The organism is Streptomyces sp. LN549, assembly GCF_043203805.1.
Classification (GTDB): Bacteria; Actinomycetota; Actinomycetes; order Streptomycetales; family Streptomycetaceae; genus Streptomyces.
Genome location: NZ_JAZHRI010000002.1, coordinates 4,383,569 through 4,397,868 on the forward strand (window position 1 = coordinate 4,383,569; position 14,300 = coordinate 4,397,868).

Annotated in this window: 11 protein-coding genes and 2 tRNA genes; 5 read left to right on the forward strand and 8 right to left on the reverse strand. The window is 69.7% G+C overall.

Translation table 11 applies throughout. The features are described from left to right. Positions 1-73: 73 nt before the first annotated feature. Together SH922_RS19720 and SH922_RS19725 are read right to left on the reverse strand one after the other, a co-directional pair. Positions 74-424: a hypothetical protein gene (locus SH922_RS19720; protein WP_393059253.1), complete on the reverse strand. Its 351-nt coding sequence runs from the start codon at positions 422-424 to the stop codon at positions 74-76. Between the two features lie 114 nt (positions 425-538). After that, positions 539-715, reverse strand: coding sequence for a hypothetical protein (locus tag SH922_RS19725; protein ID WP_393059254.1), 177 nt, complete (start codon positions 713-715; stop codon positions 539-541). 211 nt (positions 716-926) lie between these two features. On the opposite strand from SH922_RS19725, the gene SH922_RS19730 reads away from it, so the two are divergent. Further along, positions 927-4,370 (forward strand): hypothetical protein, encoded by a 3,444-nt coding sequence (locus SH922_RS19730; RefSeq protein WP_393059255.1) that lies wholly within the window; start codon positions 927-929, stop codon positions 4,368-4,370. A 16-nt stretch (positions 4,371-4,386) separates the two neighbouring features. After that, positions 4,387-6,366: a helix-turn-helix domain-containing protein gene (locus tag SH922_RS19735; RefSeq protein WP_393059256.1), complete on the forward strand. Its 1,980-nt coding sequence runs from the start codon at positions 4,387-4,389 to the stop codon at positions 6,364-6,366. Positions 6,367-6,540: 174 nt separating this feature from the next. Here SH922_RS19735 and SH922_RS19740 read toward each other — a convergent pair. Then, positions 6,541-6,613, reverse strand: a tRNA-Ala gene (locus SH922_RS19740). Positions 6,614-6,783: 170 nt separating this feature from the next. On the opposite strand from SH922_RS19740, the gene SH922_RS19745 reads away from it, so the two are divergent. Both SH922_RS19745 and SH922_RS19750 read left to right on the forward strand, forming a co-directional pair. Then, positions 6,784-7,332, forward strand: coding sequence for a helix-turn-helix domain-containing protein (locus tag SH922_RS19745; protein WP_393059257.1), 549 nt, complete (start codon positions 6,784-6,786; stop codon positions 7,330-7,332). 103 nt (positions 7,333-7,435) lie between these two features. Next, entirely contained in the window at positions 7,436-8,800 is a 1,365-nt protein-coding gene (locus tag SH922_RS19750; RefSeq protein WP_393059258.1) for a serine/threonine protein kinase, read from the forward strand. Between the two features lie 32 nt (positions 8,801-8,832). Here the strand turns inward: SH922_RS19750 and SH922_RS19755 are convergent, their stop codons facing one another. The 3 genes from SH922_RS19755 to SH922_RS19765 all read right to left on the reverse strand — a co-directional run bounded on the left by SH922_RS19755 (position 8,833) and on the right by SH922_RS19765 (position 12,401). Continuing rightward, positions 8,833-10,167 carry a hypothetical protein gene (locus tag SH922_RS19755; protein WP_393059259.1) on the reverse strand — a complete coding sequence of 445 codons (1,335 nt, stop codon included), beginning with the start codon at positions 10,165-10,167 and terminating at the stop codon, positions 8,833-8,835. After that, positions 10,167-12,035: a VWA domain-containing protein gene (locus tag SH922_RS19760; protein ID WP_393063627.1), complete on the reverse strand. Its 1,869-nt coding sequence runs from the start codon at positions 12,033-12,035 to the stop codon at positions 10,167-10,169. Before SH922_RS19760 ends, SH922_RS19755 begins: the two co-directional genes overlap by 1 nt. Positions 12,036-12,266: 231 nt before the next feature. After that, positions 12,267-12,401 (reverse strand): DLW-39 family protein, encoded by a 135-nt coding sequence (locus SH922_RS19765; RefSeq protein ID WP_003958712.1) that lies wholly within the window; start codon positions 12,399-12,401, stop codon positions 12,267-12,269. A gap of 318 nt (positions 12,402-12,719) precedes the next feature. Between SH922_RS19765 and SH922_RS19770 the strand changes: the two genes are divergently transcribed. Continuing rightward, on the forward strand, positions 12,720-13,094 hold the full coding sequence (locus SH922_RS19770) for a DUF6344 domain-containing protein (protein ID WP_393059260.1): 375 nt from the start codon (positions 12,720-12,722) through the stop codon (positions 13,092-13,094). A 441-nt stretch (positions 13,095-13,535) separates the two neighbouring features. Here the strand turns inward: SH922_RS19770 and SH922_RS19775 are convergent. Beyond that, positions 13,536-13,609 (reverse strand) — tRNA-Ile (locus SH922_RS19775). A gap of 77 nt (positions 13,610-13,686) precedes the next feature. Next, positions 13,687-14,298: a DUF3566 domain-containing protein gene (locus tag SH922_RS19780; RefSeq protein WP_393059261.1), complete on the reverse strand. Its 612-nt coding sequence runs from the start codon at positions 14,296-14,298 to the stop codon at positions 13,687-13,689. Positions 14,299-14,300: the final 2 nt, after the last annotated feature.

Below are 14,300 nucleotides of genomic sequence, written 5' to 3' on the forward strand. Positions count from 1 at the left end.
TTCCCACAAACGGACAGCACGCCGAACGGGCGCCGGAAGACCTCGGAGTCTTCCGGCGCCCGTTCGGCGTGGACTACGCGCGGCGGCTGTCCCGGACCAGTCGCAACCGACCGGCGCCGACGCCGACGTACAGCACGACCACCACTCCGAGTACCAGGTAGAGCCAGTTGTAGGCCTCCCCCTTGAAGAGGGCGGCCCATGCCCCGTAACCCGCGACGGATCCGGCCACCACCAGCAACACCGAGGCGACGATGCGCAACGCCCGCGCAGCCCCGGGCCGCCGGTCCTTGAGCAGCTCGGCTCCCGCACCGAGCGCGACCAGCGCGGCGAAGACGTGGTGCGGCTCCGGACGCCCCGACCCGACCATGTCCACGATGTTGATCAGAGCTCCGATGGAGCCGACGACCAGGGCTCCCTGTGACATACGCCGGCTCATCAGTCCCCCGTCGACAGTCAGGCCTAGTGGCAATGGACCTTCATTGTCGCAGGTCAGCCGTGGGTGGGTGGGGCCGGCCGGAGTCGGGTCACAGGGCAGCCCTCAGCGCCGGCACCACCATTCGAGCAGCGCCGACAGCGTCGGCGCGGCCGCTCCTGCCAACCCGAGCAGGACTCGGCGGCGGGCCTCCTGCCACAGCGGCCGGGACCGGCCCTCCCCTCCTTCCCCCGCCAGGCCCGGCACGCAGTCGGGTGTGGGCTTCTCGTGGTTACGGCACATGTGGAACCCCTCGGGTCTGAGGTGCGATGGCTGCCGTACCGGAACCGCGGCCCGGTAGGGCACCCACACCCTGGCTCCGCGTACCGGCGCATCCCGCGGAATCCGGGTGTACCGGGCAGCCGGCGAACTACTCTGCTGGTCGACGCCACCACGGGACATCGCCCGAAGCGCCCGTTGCGGGTGGCCCGGGCAAGGGGGAAGGCGCACACGGATGGGTTCGGCCGAGGCGCGCGTGTGGGAGTTGCTGAGCAGATTGCGTCAGCGTGCGGAGGCGCGCCGGAAGGCTCAGGGGCTGTCGTCCAGCCAGAGCACGGTGGAGACGGCACTCAAGGCGCCATCTGCTCCTCCCGGCGCTCGGGGCTTCTCCAGGAAGCGGATCAGCGACTGGGCGCCGCGGGACGCGGCCGCGTTCAAGCTGCCCCAGTCGGGCAGCGACGACAAGGTCTTGGCCCTGGCAGCCCTTTGGGCCGACTGGGCGCAGGAGCCCGCACCAGGACGCGAGCTGCGGAACCTGCTGGAGGAGGCCCGCGACGAGCAGGCGCGAGAGCGCCGCATGCCCTCAGGGGAACATCCGGAAGAAGAAGAATCGGTGTCGGACCTGACGGCTGAGCAACTGGAGGTGCACGCAGCCCCCTTGCCTGCGGCAGGGCACCGGATGCTGCCCCCTCTGTCTCCGTACCTGAGCCGTGACCTGGACGGAGAGGTACGCACCCGGGTCAGGGAGGCCCTCTCCGGCAGATCTTCAGTTCTCCTGGTGCTGACCGGGGAGTCCTCGACGGGAAAGACGCGCGCCCTGTACGAGGCGGTGAGTGAAGTGGCCCCCAGCCGACCGCTGTTGCGGCCCGCAACCGCGCAGGACCTGCTGTCTCTGCTCGCCGATGGCGCGGTACGTCCCGGAACCGTGCTGTGGTTGAACGAGTTCCAGCGGATCCTGTACGACAGCGAGGGTGAGCGAGCCGCTGCCCACCTGCGGCTGTTCCTGGACCGGCACCAGGGAGTGGCGGCCGTCGCCACCCTGTGGCAGAACCCGTACTGGCAGGAGCTGACCGCGCAAGGAAGGCCCCGCGACCCTCATCCGCATGCCCGGGCCCTGCTCATCGGCGCCCATGCGTACCGGATCCGAGTGCCGGCCGAGCTGTCTCCCGAGGAGCGGGAACAGTGGCGAAGGCTTGCCGAGCGCCACGAGGACGCTCGCCTGAAGTATGCCGAGCGGGCCGGCGCACAGGACGGGCGCGTCGTGCAGCATCTCAGCGGCGGCCCCGAACTGCTCGACGCCTATCTGAACGGTCCCGACGACCACTTCACGCGCCATGAGCACGCGTTGATCACCGCAGCGCTCGACGCCCATCGGTTCGGCCATACCGCGCCACTGCCCGCCGCTCTCCTGGCGCAGGCCGCTGACGGCACGCTCGCCCCGCACCACCGGGCAGCACGCGAGGACTGGGCGGCGCCCGTCCTCGACGCGCTGACCGGTGGCGAACGAAGCGATGGCACACGCACCGACATCCGCTGCACGCTGACGCCGTTGAGGGCCCGACGGGACGCCGCCGGGAGCCCTCCCCTGTACGAACCCACGGAGTATCTGCGCCAGCACATCCCCGGCGTCCGCGCCGACCGGGCCGGTTCCGCTGCACTGTGGGATTCCCTCTGCTGTCACACCACGGACGTCACGGGTCTCGAAAGGCTTCAGAAATCCGCTTGGAAGCGCGGGCTCTTCCGGTACGCCCTCGCCCTGGATCGCAAGGCAGCCCTCGCGGGCAGTGGCAATGCTCTGGTTCGGATCGTCGAACGCACCGCAACGCACCCGGACGCCGGCAGGTTCGCCCGCTGGACAGCGGAACAGGCCGACCTGTCCGGGCAACAGCAAGTGGACAGGCTCTTCGCAGCATTGGGCGCGGCTGGAGCCCAAGGAGCCATCGACACGCTCGCCCACAGGCTGGTCGATCAGACCGACCCGGCGGATGCGTGGGCTGTCGGTTCCTTGGCCGCAGACCTGTCGGGCCAGGGAGCGTCTCCCGAGATCGTCCACGCCCTGGTGGACGCGCTGGCGCTCCGTGCCGATCAGCTCGCCCCTCGTGCCCTCGCCTTCGCCCTGCCCCACATCGGGAGGGTCGCCACGGACAGTGCCTTCCGGTCGCTGGCGCAGCGCGCTGTCGACAGTCTCCTCCTCGACCCGGAGGACATGGGGCCGGTCACCTCCCTGATCCGGGCTCTGAAAGCAGCCGGTGCCTCCGACCTCCTGGAGTCCTTCGCACGCCGAGCAGTCACCGAGGCCCCGGACTTGGACCCCGACGACCTTCCCTTCCTGATGAAGGAGTTGTGGCACGCAGGGGCCAGGGCGGCCGTACGGTCGCTGGTATCCCTCACACCCGAGTCCCGGATCGGGCTGACTGATGTGTCCCCCGCGCTGAGCCTGCTGCAAGTCCTGCACGCGGCCGGGGCCGACGACGCCGTCCGGACGCTGTTGAACCGCGGCCCGGCCCGGCACGTCGGACTCGTGGCCCCGGACGATGTCGATGTCGATGTCGAAAGCGGCGTCTGTGACTTGCTCGGCTTCCTCCAGGAGGTGGGCGCCATGGGCGAATTCGCCGTTCTGGCCGATCGCGCCTCGGCCGAGATCAGCCTGGAGGACCCGGGCGTCGTCACCGCGATCCTGGAACTACTGCACTCGACCGGCCACGAGCAAGCCCTGTCGAAGCTGCTGCAGCGGGATCCACCCGCTCACGTCCAGTACGACGATCCGCAGGAAATCCAACCCCTGCTCACCGCTCTACGGAACATCGGCGCCACCGACGTGTTCGAGGCCATGGGCGAGAAGCTTGTCGACGATGTCGACTGGCACGTATCAGAGTTCTTGCAGGAAGTCGTCGAAGTCCTGGTGGCAGTCGGCGCCGAGCGCACCATCGACGTCTTCGTAGCCCGCGCCAAGGCGGAAGCGAACACGGGGCACGGACTGCTCTCGGTGCTCGCCCTGTCCGACGGAGGCGCCCGGGAGGCCGCGCAGGAGCTGGCTGAGTACAGCGTCGCCCGGTCCACCAGCACGGACTTGGACGATGTCAGTCTCCTCGCGTGGTACTGCCACATCGCTGATGCGCCGGCCGCCGTACGGAAGCTGCTCGACCGCGGTGTCGTGGACCGAGCCGACGTCACCTTCACCATGGAACCCGACGCGCATTCAACGCTCCTGGAGATCATGGGTGCCGTGGGGGCGGACGAAGCCGCTCGTTCATTCGCCGAGCGTGCCGCCGACGGCATCGGCCTCGACGACACCATGGGAATCGCTGCCCTGCTGACGGCCCTGAACACCGCGGGGCTGTCGGGTCCGCGCGGCATCCTCGTCCGGCGCGCCACGGGTGCGAGCCTCAGGCACCCGAACAGTGTGACCCGGCTCCTCGAAGCGCTCATGGAAGCCGGAGCGGACGAGGCGGTACAGGACCTTCTGCGCCGGGACCCCGCCTCGCAGGTCGACCTCAACTGGGGCACCTCCGCCTGCGGCGAGCCCCTCCTGGCGGCCCTTCGGAAGGCCGGCTCCCTCAAGACCGACGACCTCGCCCGCCGGGCCCGGGCGGCAGGGTGCCTCCCCGTGGAATCACTTCTGCCCTACGGACTGGACGCCGAGGGCCGCCCCGCCGCCCCGTGGTCCTGGAGCTGGTAGGAGTTCAGGCCGGGACGTGGCCGGCGATCCGCCCTCGATCATCTCCCGCACCACCTCGGTGTACGGCCTCGCCCTCCGCAAAACCCATTGCCACGTGGCGGCGCGCCCGGATACTGATCCGATGGCGGCAACTGATCTTCACGAAGCCCGCTCAGCTCTCCGCGCCGGTCGCCCTGTCGCTCTCCTGGGACTGCGCGAGTGCTCCTGGCTGGACGCCAAGCGCGAGCCGTACAAGCTCAAGGATCCCAAGCACGTCGAAGAGCTGGCCAAGGACGTCGCGGCGTTCGCGAACACGCCCATCGGCGGGCTGATCGTGCTCGGGATCAGCACGCGCGTGGAAGACGGAGCGGAGATCCTCGACCGGCTGGTGCCCTTCGACCGCTCCTCGGTGAATCCGAAGCAGTACAGCGATCTCATACGAGAACGGATTACGCCGGCTCCGCGAGGAGTCACTGTCGAATGGAGCGACTGCGAAGACGGCCCGTCCGTCTTCTTCATCGACGTGCCGGAGCAGCCACCGGCCAACTTCCCCTACGTCGTCGCAGCCCCGGTGGGTAAGCCGGGCAAGGTGAACCCCTCCACGATCGCGGTTCCGATCCGCGAGTCCGACAGCACCCACTGGCTGCCGAGGGAGGAGATTCATCGCCTCTTGCACACCGGGTGGACAGCGGCGGGCATGCCCAGCCTTGAGAGCCTGACGCAGCTGGTACAGGAAGCGGTGTCCAGCACGCAGGAAATGCCCTCTGCACCGCTTCCCCGGATCGGTCAGGGGATGGGGGCAGGCACGGCGGACTTTCAAGCCGCGTATGCCGCCCTGAGGCGCACGACTCCCGTGGGCGCGGCACTGTCCGAGGTGTTCTGGGACAGAGAGGGACGCGGTGCCTTCCAGCACTTGGCCTCCGCGTCGCCTTCCCATCCTGCCTGGGTGCTGTGCAGTGTCCCCTCTCACCGGCCGATGGCCATCGCGCAGCCGGTCTGGGACGCGCTCATGGCCGCTGGTGGAGGAACAACCGCCACAATCGGGTACCCCGACACCGGGACCGATCGGGACTTTGGACCAGCTGTCATCAACGAGGACGTCAAAGTCGTCGACGTGACGGCAGGAAAGTGGGGACCTGGACGTCTGGTGCGCCGCGCCGAACACAAGTGGGCATGGGAGCCGAAACCGAGCATCGGCTTCGGGATCAGTCGTGGCGCCAGGAATTGGACGGCAGACGTTCAGCCTCCGCAGCTCCGGATCCGGGCGCTCGTCACGCTCCCGCTTGCGAACGGTTCCGATCTGGAGATCACAGCAAGAGCGCGCCGCGGCCTCGTGAACGCCGACTCGCTCGGCATCTTCACGAACGTGCTGGCCCAGCTGAACGAGCACCGAGGGCGGTCGAACACTGCTTCCTGGTCACGCACCGCTTCGAGGTGGGAAGCGGGACCGCATCGGAACGCGCTGGATTCGGCGAGCTATTCCAGCACCGTTCCGTTCATCCGCGGCTCCAGCGCGACCGCCGAGGCCATGGTGGCCCTGCCGCACTCGCTCGATTCAGCGATGGTGACGTGTGTCGAGCTGCGGTTGGACGGCGTGAACGGGTGGCGCCGGACGAGTACTCCACCGCCCTTCGGCCGGTACTCCGAGGAAGAACTGTCAGGCACCCGACTCTCCCTGGAAGAGCTCGTCGCGATCTTCTTCACCGCCTGGACGATCGCGGCGCAGACGCTGCCGACTCTGTCCGAGGTGAACCTGGACGCACCACAGTGGACAGGTCCCCCGACGGTCGAGTTGAGGCTCAGTGCCGAACGCTCGAGCAACGAAGCGGAGCCGGATCTCAAGGAGCTGATCGACTTCTCTCGGTTCGGACCAACCGACCGGAAGGCTCTGCCCGAGATGGCGGTCACGGTGACCGCGCCACCCTGCATGGAAGTTGAGGCGCGGCTGCTCCTCGTCGAGCAGGCACTGGTGCGCATGGGACAGGCCTTCGGATTCGTCGAGGCCGAAGAGCTGTGAGGGGTTTGGCTGCTGCCGATCCGAGCCGCCCTCCCTGCTGCGGGGAAAGCCCGCAGGCCGTGGAGGACCGAGATCTGCCGGGAGCAGACAGGCCGCTCCCTCGAGCACGGGGAATCGGGACAAAAAAAACACCCCCCTGACCGCGTTTCCGCAGGCCAGAGGGGTTTCTGAGTGTGGAGCCTAGGAGATTCGAACTCCTGACATCTGCCTTGCAAAGGCAGCGCTCTACCAACTGAGCTAAGGCCCCGAACAGCAGGCAGCACCCGACACCGAGCGTCGTGGGCCACCGCCGGAGACCAGAGTACCGGGTGACCCCCTGAATCCTCCAAAAGGATAGGGACTCCCGGTTGGCAACCACTCTCCGTAAGATGCTCGTCGAGGTTCGCAGCAGCGAAGCCGCAGCGAAGGGGAGACGCCATGGATGCAGCGCAGCAAGAGGCAACGGCCAGAGCCAGGGATCTTCAGCGCAGCTGGTACGGGGAGCCGCTCGGCGCACTCTTCCGACGGCTGATAGATGACCTCGGCCTGAACCAGGCCCGGCTCGCCGCGGTGCTCGGGCTGTCCGCCCCCATGCTCTCCCAGCTCATGAGCGGCCAGCGGGCGAAGATCGGCAACCCTGCGGTCGTCCAGCGCGTCCAGGCGCTCCAGGAACTGTCCAGTCAGGTCGCGGACGGCAGCGTCAGCGCGGGAGAGGCGACCGACCGCATGGAAGAGATCAAGAAGTCCCAGGGGGGTTCCGTGCTCACCGGCACCGGTCAGACCACGACGACCGGCGGTGCGCCCACTGTGCGCCGCGTGGTCCGCGAGATCCAGTCGCTGCTGCGGTCCGTCGCGGCCGCCGGTGACATCATCGATGCCGCCGACTCCCTCGCCCCGACCCACCCGGAACTGGCAGAGTTCCTCAGGGTGTACGGCGCAGGGCGCACCGCGGACGCGGTGGCGCACTACGAGGGCCACCAGAACTAGACGAGACAGACCGGGCACCCGCCCGGCAGCCGGAGCATCCGGGTCCGTGCGCAGGCACAAGGGCGCACGGACCGAGACAGGAACGGGGAGCGGGCGCAGCGCAATGGGTGAGGTCTTCGCTGGTCGGTACGAACTGATCGATCCGATCGGACGTGGTGGGGTCGGCGCTGTCTGGCGTGCCTGGGACCACCGGCGCCGCCGCTATGTGGCGGCCAAGGTCCTCCAGCAGAGCGACGCGCACACGCTGTTGCGCTTCGTGCGCGAGCAGGCGCTGCGGATCGAGCATCCGCATGTGCTCGCCCCTGCGAGCTGGGCGGCGGACGACGACAAGGTCCTGTTCACCATGGACCTGGTCAGCGGCGGTTCGCTGGCCCATGTCATCGGCGACTACGGCCCGTTGCCTCCGAGATTCGTCTGCACACTGCTCGACCAGTTGCTGTCGGGGCTGTCGACGGTGCACGCCGAGGGGGTCGTGCACCGGGACATCAAGCCGGCCAACATCCTGATGGAGGCCACCGGCACCGGCCGGCCGCATCTGCGGCTGTCCGACTTCGGCATCTCCATGCGCAAGGGCGAGCCCCGCCTCACCGAGACGAACTACGTGGTGGGGACGCCGGGTTACTTCGCCCCCGAGCAGATGATGGGAGCCGAGCCGGACTTCCCCGCGGACCTCTTCGCGGTCGGCCTCGTCGCCCTGTATCTGCTCCAGGGCAAGAAGCCCGATTCCCAGGCGCTCGTCGAGCACTTCGCGTCGTTCGGGACGCCCAGCGCCCCGCAGGGCATCCCCGAGCCGCTCTGGCAGGTCCTCGCGGGGCTGCTGCAGCCGGACCCGCAGGCCCGCTTCCGTACCGCCACGGGCGCGCGCAAGGCCCTGACGGCCGCCGTGGAGATGCTGCCGGAGCCCGGGATCGGCGAGGAGCCGGTGGAGGTCTTCGACCAGATCGGCCCGCTGCCCGCCGGATTCGGCCCCACCGGACCCGAGCAGGCCCCGCAGCCCCAGGCCCCGCAGCCCCAGGCCCCGCAGCCCCAGGTCCCGCAGCCGGCCGCCCAGCCCTCCGGACAGCAGGCCACCGGGCAGCAGTCGTCGTACGCACAGCCCCCGGCCGCGATGTCGGAGACGGGCAGCTTCCACCTTCCGCCGCCCCCGCAGCACAGCGCCCCCGCGCCCCAGGCTCCTCATCCCCTCACCCCGCACCCGGCGACCCACACGACGGCCCCCTTCCCCGCCGCCGTACCGGATCCCTCGCAGGCCCCCACCTCCGCTGTGCAGCACGAACAGCAGCTCACCCGTGCCTACACCGCCCAGCACCAGCAGGCCCCGGTGGCGGCGGCCTCCCACACGCCTTCGCCCACGCCGCACACGGCCCCGCAAACGCGTCCGGGACCGTCCCCGAAGGTGGCGGTCCCGGTGCTGCTGGTGGCGCTGATCTGCTTCGCCGTGGGCATCTGGGCGCTGACCCAGGCCTGAGCGGAGGCGGGCCCGGTCAGGGCCGCTGCCGGCTACCAGGCCTGCGGCGGCCCTCCGTACGGGGGCTGTCCGGCGTCGGCGGTGGTCGCGCGGCGCCGCGCGATCAGCATCCACGCGCCCAGCGCGAGAACCAGCACGGCGCCCGCCCCGATACCGGCCGCTCCGACCAGCTTCATGGTGTTGCTCTTGCTCTCGGCCGCCTGCGGGCCGCTCTGGCCGCTCTCGGCCAGGTCCTTGTCGTTCTCCGTGACCGCGAAGATCCCGGCGTCTCCCGCGTACGGCGTCTTCCCGGCCGTGCCGTCGACCTTGACGGACAGCGTCAGCGGGAACGGCTTGTCGCCGTAGTCCTTGGCGACCTCGGGGCTCAGCGAGACGGACAGGTAGTACCAGCCCGCGAAGCGCATGGCGCTGACGCTGCTGCTCGAGTCGAACCTGTTCCGGTACGCGACCGGAGGCACCGGATCCAGCGAGACGGAGGCCGGCTTGCCCGCGTACGACATCGGCGACGCGTCGTCGACATGGCCGTGGGCCGGGTTGTCCAGGGACATCGCGAGCGCGTTGCCGATGTACTCGTCGGAGGCGGGGCTGTTGCCGAGGCCGGCCGTGGCGAAGATCTGCTGCCCCCAGTCCACCGGAACGCGGTAGAAGAGGGTCTGCCCCGGCTCGATCTCGTCCTTCCACTCGCCCGTGTTCAGACTCGTGGCGTCGTAGTAACTGGTGCCGCCGTGCCTGCGGTTGTCGGTAGCGGGCGTGGGCGGCACGGGCGACGCGGACGGCCAGTCCTCCGGTGCGTCGGTCGGCATCGCGGCGCCATCGGCGAGCTGCGGCTCCGACGCGTACCGCAGTTCCAGCTCCCAGTCCTCCGGCCCCGAGGTGGCCTTGCTCTCCCGCTCGACCAGGACGTTGTACGTACCGGCTCCCTGGCAGCTGCTGCTGTCCTTCTGCACGACCCGGTAGGCGTACGCGGCGATGGGACGCGGGAACTCCGCAGACTCGAAAAGGGCGTCCTCGGAGCTGCACTGCAGATCCGAGCTGTCCCTGATGCTGACCGTGATGCCGTCCCCGTAGGCGACCTTGCCGCCGCCCTCGGGCACGACGACGGCCGAGACGTACGCGTTCGTCGTCGCGTCCAGGTTCAGGCGGTAGTACAGCTTCTCGCCGACCTTGATCGTGCTCTTGTACACCGAACCGGCCTTGAGCTCCGTCGCGTCGGTGTTCACCTCCGCGCCGCTCACCGCCTTCGCCTCCGGGTCGAAGGTGTACGGAGCGGCCTCACCGGACGCGTACGCCTGTCCCGGCAGCGCCGCCACCGCGCACATCGCCGCGACCGCGGCCAGCGTCACCCGGCCCCTGCTGCGCTGCCTCATCACGCGCTTCCCCTCGTCGTCCGTGCGGCTGCCCCGCGGCGGCTGCGTACATATACGAACACGGCGACCAGCACGGCCATGACGGCCGCCCCGGCAGCAGCCGCGATGCCGGTCCATCCTGCCCCTCCCGCACCACTGCTGTCTGCGGACGCGATCGAATCGCCCTTCTTGTCCGCATCCTTCGCGGCCTCACCGCCGGACTTCTTCGCCGCCGCGGGGGCGCCGTGCTCCGGACCGGTCCGTTCGTCGCCGAGCACCGACACCCTCAGCACCAGACCGATCTGCGGATTCTCCGCGATCTCGGCGGCCTGCGCGCCCAGCGTCACCGAGATGTAGAAGCCGCCCCGGGCGTGGACCGGCTGGACGTCGGTCCGGTTCTCGTAGCGGTTGGTCCAGGCGACCGGAACCCCGCCCATCGCCACCGCCGAAGGACGGCCGCTGTACATCGTGCTCGGGTTGAACTCGCCGCCCCCGGTGAGCGGGTAGCGGGCCGGCGTGTAGAGCTGGGTCGCACCGTAGGAGAGCGTGCCGGTGGTGCGGTCCACCGTGGGCTCGTTCGCGAACTCCACGTCGTAGCGCACCTGCTGGCCCCAGCCCGCCGGAACCCTGTACCAGAGCGTCTGGGACGGCAGGATCCGGTCCCGCCACACGCCCTGTCCGATCGTCTCGGCGTCGTTGAACCCGGTGCCGCCGCGCACGTCACGGGGGTCGCCCGTCGGCAGCGTGGCCTCCTTGCCGCCCGGACCGTACTCCGTCTGCGACTGGGCGGGCGTCACGCCCTTCGCCAGCGGCGCCTCGACCCCGTACACCAGCTCGAGGGGCCAACGCGCGGCATCGGAACCCTTCTTGCTCTCCCGCTCCACCACCAGCCGGTACCGGCCCGCCCGGTCGCAGGTGCGGGTGCCCTCCTTCGAGCGGATGCGGGCGACCGCCGAAGTCAGCGGAACCGCCCCCTCCTTCTGCAGGAAGCGCTCGGTGTGCGTCCCGCAGGATCCGTACTCGTCGTACTCGATCCTGGTGCTCAGCGCGTCGAACGTGTCCACGGCCGCCCCGGGTTGCGGCACCGCCGTCGCCGCGAAGTCCACCGTGGACGCGGCGTCCAGATCGACCGTGTAATACCGCTTCTCGGCCGGCCCGATGGTGTCCAGATACTGCCCGGGTACGAGCACGGGCGCCCCGTCGGCGGTGGCCGCGCCCGCCACCCGCTCGCCCCGGAGGCGGTAGCCGTCGGCGGAGAGCTGGGAGGCACGCTGGAGCTGACGGGCCAGTGCCTTGGCGTCCGGTGCGTCGTAGTAGCGGCCGTTGCCCGCGTTCGCGATGCACTCCAGCTGCTTGCGGGCCGCGCCCTTCACCTGGAAGCCGACCGTGTCGATCCGCAGCCCGACCCCCTCCTTGCCGAGCTGCTCGGCGACCTCGCAGGGCTGCGGCGTACCGCAGTTGTCCTCGCCGTCGGAGATCAGCAGGATCGTGCGCGTACCGATGGCACCGCCCGCGGGCTCCGGCAGGTCCTGCGCCGCCTTCTGGAGCGAGAGCCCGATGGGGGTGTCCCCTCGCGGGCGTACGGCCGCCACGGCCTGCTTCATCGCCGCCCGGTCGAGCTTCTGCACCGGGCGCGCGAGCCGGGTGTCCGTGCAGCCCTGCGGGTGATCGGCCCCGTACACGCGCAGACCGGTGGGAAAACCGTCGGGGAGGCCGTCCACGACCGTGCCGACGGCCGTGCGGGCACTCTCCATCCTGGTCCGCCCCGTGCCGTCGTCGTCCCCCATGGAGCCGGATGAGTCGAGCACCATGACCAGGCTGCCGCTTCCGTCGGACCGGGCTGCGGCGGGTGCGTCAACGGCGCCGGGCGGGTCCGCCAGGGCCGGCATCGCACCTGCCACCAGAGCGAACAGCGCCCCGCCGATCAATGTCCCCAACCGTGCCGTGCGGTGGTGATTGCGTGCCCTCACGCGTGCCCCCTCGACCGAAATCCCGGCTCCTTTGCTCAAGCAACCTATTGATTTGCTTAGGTGAACTCAAGGGCACAGGTGTCACGGTCCCGCAACAGCACGAAGCCCCGGCCGCTTCTGCGACCGGGGCCCGCGACAGGCTGTTCTGTCTCACACACCCGAACCTGCGGGCACGGAGTCAGTCGCCTCCGTCCACAGATCCTGCTCGGCGCGATCCGCCTGGATCTGGCGGTACACGAGGAGCCCGCCGATGGCGGCCAGTGCGACCAGGAGAAGCTTCTTCACCGCGCGACCTCGTCTTTCCTTGGCATTGGGGAGTTCTGCTGCCCGACTATACACATCGGCCGATATCGACCGGTGACCTCCCCGCAACCCAACTGGCGCCTGGGGAAGAGCGATCGTCGGAAGATTGTGCATCGGCCGCCGCCAGGTGCGGACGGCCACCGGGAGACCGCCCGGACACCGCATCCCGGCACCGGTTGCACCATACGAGTGGTGTTCATCTGAAGAACGGCATAACGGTGGCGTCGGTCCACGAAATCGCGAGCCGGATCCACATCATCAGGAAGGTAAGCAAACCGGACCACCTGAAAGTGAGGGGCCATGAGCACCTTCAAGGCCAAGAGCATCTGGACCGCCTTCATCACCGCGTTCTTCGCACTTCTCGCGTCGCTGGGCCTCGCAAGCTCCGCCGCCGCGGCCACGGAAGCCACGGTCACGGAGCCGGCGACCACGAGCCACGAGCACAGGGCCGCGACTGCGGCAACTCCGACCGCCCCGTCGGTGCGATGGACCCTTCCGCGTGACCGGGCGCTGCCGCCCACGATGAAGCAGCGCATCCGCGCCGAGGCACACGGTTCCTCACCCGCCAGCCGGACACTCGCCCCTGACACCCTGGACACGGCCCGCGCCACACACGGCGCCCACGCCGCCCTCGGCCACGCACAGGACCAGGACGGGGCTCCGCTGCCACCCTGAGCGCACAGCGCCTGACACCGCAAGGCCCCTGGACCGGATTCCCCGGCAGGGGCCTTCTTCATGCCCGCACACCTGCGGGCTGCCGCGCACGACAGACATGTCGGGCAACACCCCGTCGACGAGCCGGTTCGTGGAGAGACGGCGGGTGTCCCGCCCTTCGCACCGCGGGCAGCCAGGCCGCCCTGCCGGGTGCACGCGCCTGCCACGGCTCCGTCTCGGCAGCCGAGAGGGGCAAGGCACGTGTGATCAGGCTCCAACGCATCGGCGGGAACACCGACCGGGCCGTGGGCCAGGTGTCCGGGCTCACCGAACCCACCATGACCGTGGACCGGGAACGTTCGGACTCGACAGGCTCCGCCGGATCCCGTAGGCCCTCCACCCGTGGTGGCCCGGCACACGCGAAGGCCCCCAACCATGATCGGTTGGGGGCCTTCGTACAAGTGGGGCTAACAGGATTTGAACCTGTGGCCTCATCCTTATCAGGGATGCGCTCTAACCAACTGAGCTATAGCCCCGCCGCGCTTTTGTGTCGCGCTGACGTGAAGAAGATTAGCGCACGTCGGGGCCAGTCCCAAAATCGATACCCGCGTCGCTACTCGTCCTCGGCCAGTGTGAGCTCGACGCCGCCCACGAAGCCGGCCGACAGGTTGTAGATGAAGGCGCCCAGCGTCGCCAGCGCGGTGGCCAGCACCACGTCGATCACCGCGATGACCGAGGTGAAGACCAGCACCCGCGGCAGCGACAGGAACGACTGCAGGTCGAAGCCGTTGCCCTCGTTGGAGCCGGTCGCCTCGCTGATGGTGCCGCCGACGGTCTCGAAGACGCCCATCGCGTCCATGACCATCCACAGCACCGCCGACGCGACCACCGTGCAGATGCCGAGCGCGATGGACAGCAGGAAGCTGACCTTCATCACCGACCACGGATCGGCCTTGGCCACGCGCAGACGCGCCTTACGGGTACGCGGAGTGGTCCGCGCCCCCGTCCGCGGTCTGCGGGTCGCCTGGGCCGTTCCTGCGCCCGGCACGGCTCCCTGCCGCCCCCCGTGGGACCGGCCACCCTGGGTCCCGCCCGGAGGGGGCGAGGGGTAGGCCTGCGGGGGGTGGTACGGGCCCGCCTGGCCCGGTGCGGGTTCCCGCTCACCGGGCAACGGCCCGGTCGCGTAACCCTCGTACTGGGGCTGAGGGCCCCGGGTATCCGTCACAG